The organism is Streptomyces sp. A012304, assembly GCF_026008495.1.
Classification (GTDB): domain Bacteria; phylum Actinomycetota; class Actinomycetes; order Streptomycetales; family Streptomycetaceae; genus Streptomyces.
Window position 1 is genome coordinate 3426 of the sequence record NZ_BQUN01000191.1, and the last position, 7378, is coordinate 10803.

At 69.2% G+C, this 7378-nt stretch carries 3 protein-coding genes and 1 pseudogene; 2 read left to right on the forward strand and 2 right to left on the reverse strand.

Going from position 1 to position 7378, the window contains the following annotated elements; genetic code table 11:
- A partial coding sequence (locus tag ALMP_RS39560) for a hypothetical protein (protein ID WP_264936837.1) occupies positions 1–181 on the reverse strand: 181 nt, incomplete at its 3' end.
- Between ALMP_RS39560 and ALMP_RS39565 the strand changes: the two genes are divergently transcribed.
- On the forward strand, positions 168–1073 hold the full coding sequence (locus ALMP_RS39565; RefSeq protein ID WP_264936838.1) for an HINT domain-containing protein: 906 nt from the start codon (positions 168–170) through the stop codon (positions 1071–1073). The two genes, ALMP_RS39560 and ALMP_RS39565, sit on opposite strands and share 14 nt — an antisense overlap.
- A gap of 320 nt (positions 1074–1393) precedes the next feature.
- Here ALMP_RS39565 and ALMP_RS39570 read toward each other — a convergent pair whose 3' ends face one another.
- Positions 1394–4540: a VCBS repeat-containing protein gene (locus ALMP_RS39570; RefSeq protein WP_264936839.1), complete on the reverse strand. Its 3147-nt coding sequence runs from the start codon at positions 4538–4540 to the stop codon at positions 1394–1396.
- Between the two features lie 256 nt (positions 4541–4796).
- Between ALMP_RS39570 and ALMP_RS39575 the strand changes: the two are divergent.
- Positions 4797–7378: pseudogene (locus ALMP_RS39575) on the forward strand (Rhs family-like protein); the annotation flags it as partial.

A 7378-nucleotide genomic window follows, 5' to 3' on the forward strand; every position in this document is an offset into this window, starting at 1 on the left:
CCAGGAGGGCGGCAGCCCAGGCCCGTGCCCGTGCGGCACGCGCCGCGGCGAGGAAGGCGGCGGCACGCCGGGCCGCGGCCCGCAAGGCGGCGGCGCGTCCGAAGCCGCGGGCCAAGCCCCGCTCCCAGCCGAAGCCGCGTCCCAAGCCGTCGCAGGTGAAGCGGGCGGTGAAGAAGGTCACGAAGGAGGTAAAGGAGGAGGCCAAGGAGACCGCCCAGGACGAGGTGCAGGGCGCGGCCTGTGAACGGGTCAGCGGACCGAACAGCTTCGTGCCCGGTACGAAGGTGCTGATGGCCGACGGGTCGACGAAGTCGATCGAGAAGGTCAAGGCCGGCGACAAGGTCATCGCCACCGACCCGAAGACGGGGAAGACCTCCGTCCAGACGGCGGCGGCGACGATCAAGGGCAAGGGCAGCAAGAAGCTCGTCCGGATCACGCTGCGGATCCACGGCGGCCCGTCCGGCAAGGCCCAGGTCACGACCGTGACCGCGACGGCCGGTCACCCCTTCTGGGTGCCGTCCCTGCGGGAGTGGGTCGACGCCGGTGAGCTGAAGCGGGGCCAGTGGGTCCAGACGCTCTCGGGCACCTGGCTCCAGATCGGTGCGGTCGAGGCGTGGACGGCGAAGGCGACGGTCCACAACCTGACCGTCACGGACGTCCACACGTACTACGTGGTCGTAGGGGCCACGCCGGTACTCGTCCACAACTGCGGCGAACGGACGCCGGCCGAGGCGGGCATGGCCCCGCACGACGCCCAGCGCATCCAGAACGCCGCGGACCGGCTCGGCTACCCGATCATCGTGGTCGGCAGCCGGGCGAGGGGCCGTCGCACCGCGGAGAACCCGAAGGGCTTCGGTCCCGAGTCCGACTGGGACTTCATCCTGGACGGCCCGTCCCGGCAGCGGGGCAAAGTGAAGAACTCCCTCCCGCGCGGGATCGGAGACGGTGAGGGCAGTGGCCGAGGCCGGGACTTCTGGCAGAGCTACAACCCGAACGCGGGCAGGAGAGCGGACAAGTACGGAGAGCTGGATCCATCTCTGCCGCATGTCATCTTCCGTCCCCGGAGGCGGTAGCGGTGAGCGCGGCTGAGCGCCTCGGCGACGAAGCCGCCTGATCCGCCCGTCAGGGTCGGACGCCCGGGGTTCCACCAGGACCGTCTGGTGGGACCTCGGGCGTTCCGTTTCCCGGCAGCAGCCCACCGCCTGGCCCGGACAGCGCGGCTTCGTCGGCGTATTCCCCGCTGTTGCGATCACCTGAGCGGTCGGGCCTGCCTTCGGGTACGTCCGCTTCGGCCCGCACGGTCCTGCCCGGCGGCGGGTTCCGCGGACACGACGGCCGACCGCGGCCGGGGCACATCACCCCGGCCGCGGTCGGATCCGTCACGGGAGACGGATCACGAGATCCGCTTGATGGCCTGCCATCCTCCCGTTCCGACCACCGTCGCTGGACCGACGAGGCCGGTCCTGCGGCCGGGGACGAACTCCAGGCCCGCCGTGGTGTTGGCGGTCGTGGTCCACAGGTCCGGGATCCCGTCGCCGTTGGAGTCGCCGGTGGCCGTCAGCTGGGGGCGGGCAGTCGTGGTCCAGCCCGTGGCATACGCCGTGCGGTTGGCGGCGGAGCCCAGGGACGCCGGGTCCGTGCCCCCGTCGGAGGTGCCGTCGCCGTCCGCGTCACCCGGGCTGCGGCCGTGGTACACCCATACCTCGCCGTTGGCGGTGTTGCGGGCGATGAGGTCGGTGAAGCCGTCCCCGTCGACGTCACCCGGCGAGGCGAGCTGCATGGTGCCCCAGCCGGAGGTACCGATCAGGTACCCCGAATCGATCCGTGCGCGGGAGTGGCCCTGCATGAACCACAGTTGGTCACCGATGACCGCGACGAAGTCGGGGTGGCTCCCGTCGGAGTCAGTGGTGACGTCGCCCAGGGACACGATCTGCTTGATCGTCGAGGGGTCGGTCGACAGCTCCGTCTCCGCGTCGGGATAGACGTACACCTCCTCCCGGGTGTCGGCGGTGAACTCGCCCTGCCCGTTGTTCGGGTAGAGGTAGAGCCTGCCGTCGGAGTGGCGCGCCACCAGGTCCTCGTAGAGGTCGTCCGTCCAGTCGCCGCGGTGGGTCAGCAGGGAGCCGTTCCAGCCGCCGCCCGAGGAGAGCGGGATCATCGTCGCGACGGCTCCGTTGCCGGTGCCGCCGTAGAGGCGCAGGTTGTCGGTGCCGTCCACGGCGAACATGTCGGGCATGCCGTCGCCGTTGACGTCACCGGGCTTGTCCGTCACGCCCGGGCTCTTGACGTAGAAGCGATACGGGTAGACCGGGCCCACGTTGCCCCCCGCGTCCACCAGACGCACGTACAGCGTGTGCGGTCCGGGAGTGAGCGGGGTGACCTTCTGTTCCACCGAGCCGCCCTTGGCCGCGGGCTTCGCCGAGTTGCTCGGCGGGGTCCGGTCAAGGCCCCACCGGTACTCGGTGGTGTCGGGGACGCCGTTGGCCTTGAACTCGAACACGCCCTCGGTACGGGCCAGCGCGCCCTCGACGGGCTCCATGTCGGCCGTCGTCTCGGGGTAGAGGCCGTCCTTGGTGCCGACGAACGGCATCACGGTCGGCGCCTTCGGGTCGAAGCCGAAACGGCAGCCCTGCGCGCCCGCCGGCGTCCAACTGGAGGCGAAGGACGCGTCGCCGACATCCTCGGCCTGCGCTTTCCAGGAGAACTGCCCGTTACTGGCGCCGATGTGCTTCGCCAGCAGGTCCTTGCCCACGACGACCCGCGCCTGCGCGCCCTTCGGGTCGCCCGCCTTGACGGTGACTTTCACCCGTCTGTCGAAGATGATCCCGGGTGGGGTGTCCTGCTTGCCGGTCGCCCACAGATGGAACTGGACGTTGACCGCGCCACCGTCCGGGTCCCAGACCTGCGCGGTCAGCGTCACGTCCGTGTTGCCGAGAGTGACGTAGGACGAACCGTTGCCACACTCGGTGGTGCTGACTTTGGTGCTGGGGATGGTGTCCAGCGCCCAGGGCGCTTTCGGCGGACGGTTGAACTCGACGATCAGCTTGGCGTCCGGCTTGAACCTCTTCCAGCTGTACTCGTCCTTGTTGTCCTCCGCGCTCTGCGGCGCCCGCAGACCGAAGGTGATGCTCGACCACTTGTTGGCCGCCGCCTTGACCGCCGCGTCCTTGGCGGTGAAGTCGACCGCCGCGTTCGGGCAGCCGAAGGTCTCGTTGCCATGCGCGTAGTTGCGGCTGTCCTGGCGAGTGGACCAGGAGGGCTGCTTGTTCCACGTGGTCACCGAGGAGATCGAACCGGTCACCCACAGCTCGACCGGCTTCGGCGTGCAGGACCACGAGTGCGTCTCGGTGATCTGGAACTGCGCGTCGATCACCTTCACGCCAGCGAGGAACTTCGAGCCCACGCGGAAGAAGGAGCGGGCCGTGCCGCCCGTGGACGACTCGTAGCCGACGCGCGCCTCACTCGTCGTACCGCCGTCCCAGCCCGTGCCGTTCCAGTAACTGCTGGTCGGATGCGGCTTGTAGGCGATCGTCCAGGCCTCGCGGGTACCGGTCATCCGCGGGTCGATGTAGACGGGGAACTCGGTGTCCGCGGCATCGAGCAGCTTCTGGTCCGGCGTCAGGATGATGCGGTCGCCGGTGACCTGGACGCCGACCTCACTGCTCTTGGTACCGGGCGTGAGCGGGGACGGGTCGGACACCGGCCCCGTCTGCGCCGCGCTGCCTGCGCGAAGAGCGGAAGTCCTCGCGGTTCGAAGAGTGGACGTCGTCGGCGCCTGCTCCATCGTGCCGGACGAATCCCACATCCGGGCCGTGGACGAGGCGAACACGGTCTGGCCGGCCGCGTTGACCGCTCGCAGCGCGCCGGTCTCGGCGTCCTTGCTCAGCTGCAGGCCCTCAGTGTTCAGGCCGAAGCCGATCTGGGCCAGCTCCGGCCGGTCTGCTGCCTCGGGTGTCTTGATGATCAGAGCCTGGCTGAAACCGTCCACACTCGCCTTCACGGCCAGGTCGACCCCCGGGAACACCTCGCGATAGGTCGCGGTCGGGCCCTCCAGGACGGGTTCGGGCAGGGCCTTCGGCCAGGTCAGGGCCAGTTTTCCGCCCTGGTCGGCGAGGGTCACCAGGCGGTTGTCGCCGCCTGCGGAGAAGGTGATGCGGCCGGGTGTCGCCTTGGGCGAGATCCGGCCGGCGACCTCGATGAGCGTGGTGTCCACCGGGGTCCAGACGCCCTCGCGCTTCACGCGGACGGGCAGGGTGTGCTGGGTGTGGCGGAGATTGCCGTTGGGCAGGGCGTGCGTCTCGCTGGTCTCGGTGCGGGCCGACGCCACCTCCACTGGCTTGCCGGTGGTTGCGGCCTGCTGACGTGCCCGTTCCTCGGCGTTCGCGGCCACCGTGGTCGAGTCGGTGTCGGCAGCGGACGCTGCGAGCGGTGTCAGTGGTGTCAGTGGTGTCAGTCCGAGTGTCCCGCCGACGAGTAGCGCGACGAGCGCGGCCCGCGCCGAGCGCCTGGTCCTGCGCTGTAATCGGGATGCTGCTGGCATGCGCGAATCCCCCCGGATCGTTGCCGTGCGTGCCCGGTCATGCGGGCTGGGTCACACGCACCGTACATGTCATGGGCGAGGCTTTGCCCAGTGATGACTGGCGTGAAGTTGTGGGGCGAGTTTTGTTTTGCTTGTGAAGATGATCGAGCGTGCTTAGTGTCTGATCGTTCATCGCTTGGTCACAGAGCGTGGGGGGAGGTCCTTTGTGGACCAACTGATCAGACAGTTACGTTACTTAGGGCACTGGCACAGATCCGTGTCCCTGTTCGTGGGGCTCGTGATGTTCGTCGGGCTCATACCCGACGACGCGAGCGCGGCCGATGGAAGCACCCGGATCCCGGATGTGCAGCGCGACCGGTCGGTTCCCGGCCGGGAGTTCAGCAAGAAGCGCGCCGAAGTGCGCGACGACGCCGCCGGTGACTGGCGGCCCACTGCCGGCAAGGTTCCAGCCCGCACGTACACGACTCTCGTGACCGACACCCGCGACCGGCTTGCGAAGCAGACGCCGCTCACTGGCGGCGACACCGGATCACGGAAGCCGACCGCCGTGCAGACCGGTGTGGTGAAAGTCCGCCAGACTCCCTCGGTGAAGCAGCGACAGGGCGTGCGCGTGACCGGCCGCGCCCCGAAGCGGCCGACTGCCGACGCCGGAACCGCCGTCCAGGTGCAGGTCAGGGACGAGGCCTCGGCCCGCAAGGTCGGCGTCCAGGGCGTGCTGTTCACCGCGGCACCCGCGCGCGACGGTCTCGCGCCCGCCGCCTCCGGCTCGGTCGAGATCGAGCTGGACTACTCGACGTTCGCAGACACCTACGGCGGTGACTGGGGCTCCCGGCTCCGCCTGGTGCAGCTTCCGGCCTGTGCGCTGACCACGCCCGGCCTGGAGCGCTGCCGTACCCGCACCGAACTGACCGGTGCCAACAACCCGGTCGCGCAGACGGTGACCGCAACCGTCGATCTCGCCGCCACCAGTGCGGCGCCGACCGTGTTCGCCGCGGCGGCCGCCGCGTCCGGTCCGGGTGGCAGTCACGAGGCGACCTCGCTGTCGCCGTCCGGTTCCTGGATGGCGGGCTCGTCCTCCGGCGGGTTCTCCTGGACGTACCCGATCGAGGCGCCCGAGGTCCCCGGCGGCCCGCAGCCCGAGGTCGAACTGTCCTACTCCTCGCAGGCCGTGGACGGCCGCACGGCGTCCACCAACGCGCAGTCCTCCTGGATCGCGGAAGGCTGGGACTACGAGCCGGGCTTCATCGAGCGCAAGTACCGCTCCTGCTCGGACGACAAGGCCCCGATCAAGGACGACAAGGGCAACGACCTCAAGCCCAACAACACCGGCGACAGCGGTGACCTGTGCTGGGGCTCCGACCACGTCGTGATGTCGCTGGGCGGCAACACCACCGAACTCGTCAAGAAGGACGGCACCGACGAGTGGCGTCCCGCCGACGACGACGGCTCCCGCCTGGAGCACAAGTCCGGCGCCGCCAACGGCACCAAGACCGGCGAGTACTGGGTCCTGACCACCACCGACGGCACCCAGTACCACTTCGGCCTGAACAAACTGCCCGGCGCCCCGGACGGCACGGTCACCAACTCGGCACTCACCGTGCCGGTGTTCGGCAACCACCCGACCGAGCCGTGCCACGCCACCGCGTTCATGGACTCCGACTGCGCCCAGGCCTACCGCTGGAACCTCGACTACGTCGTCGACCCGCTGGGCGACGCCATGACCCTGTGGTGGACCAAGGAGACCAACTTCTACGGCCAGAACATGAAGGCCGACCAGCAGATCGCCTACACGCGCGCCGCCCAGCTTTCCCGCATCGACTACGGTCTGCGCTCCGACAAGCTGTTCGGCGTCCTGCCTGCCGGCCGGGTCTCCTTCACCACTGCCGAACGCTGCACCCCCACTGCATTGTTCGACTGCGCGGTGACCAAGCGGACGACGGCCAACGCCAAGTTCTGGCCGGACACGCCACTGGACCAGGAGTGCGCTTCCGGTGCCAAGTGCACCGACAAGTACTCGCCGACGTTCTGGTCGACCAAGCGCCTGACAAAAATCAGTACCAGTGTGCTGTCCGGCACCGCGCTGAAGCCGGTCGACTCCTGGACGCTGGAACAGTCTTATCCGTCCACTGGTGACGGAACTTCCCCGGCTCTGTGGCTGGAGTCGGTCACCCGCACCGGTCACGGCGCGGGCGCTACAGCGAACATGCCGAAGGTCTCCTTCGCCGGCCTTCAGCTGGACAACCGGGTAGACAGGGTGGAGGGCCTGCCGCCCTTCTCGCGTCTGCGTGTCCATGCGATCGACACCGAGACCGGCGGCCGGATCGGCATCAGCTACTCGCCGCGCGACTGCCAGGCCCTGGAGCCGAAGCGGATGCCGGCCTCGCCCGAGTCCAACACCATGCGCTGCTTCCCGCAGTACTGGACGCCCAAGGGCGCCCTCAACCCGGTGAAGGACTGGTTCCACAAGTACGTCGTCACCCAGGTCCGCGAAGAGGACCTGGTCACCGACAGCCCCGCCAAGGTCACCTCCTACGAGTTCCTCGGCGGCGCCGCCTGGGCCTACGACGACAGCGAGTTCACCGAGAACAAGCACCGCACCTGGTCGCAGTACCGCGGCTACGAACGGGTCCGCACCCGCCAGGGCGCCGGTGACGACGTCAAGCAGCTCACCGAGCACCGCTACTTCCGCGGCCTGCACGGCGACAAGCTGCCCTCGGGCACCCGGTCCTCGGCCGTCGAGGCCAGTGACGGCGCGAGCCACCCCGACCTGCCCCAGTACCAGGGCCAGCTCCTGGAACAGATCACCTACGAGTCCGACGGCGGAGCCATCGACTCGGC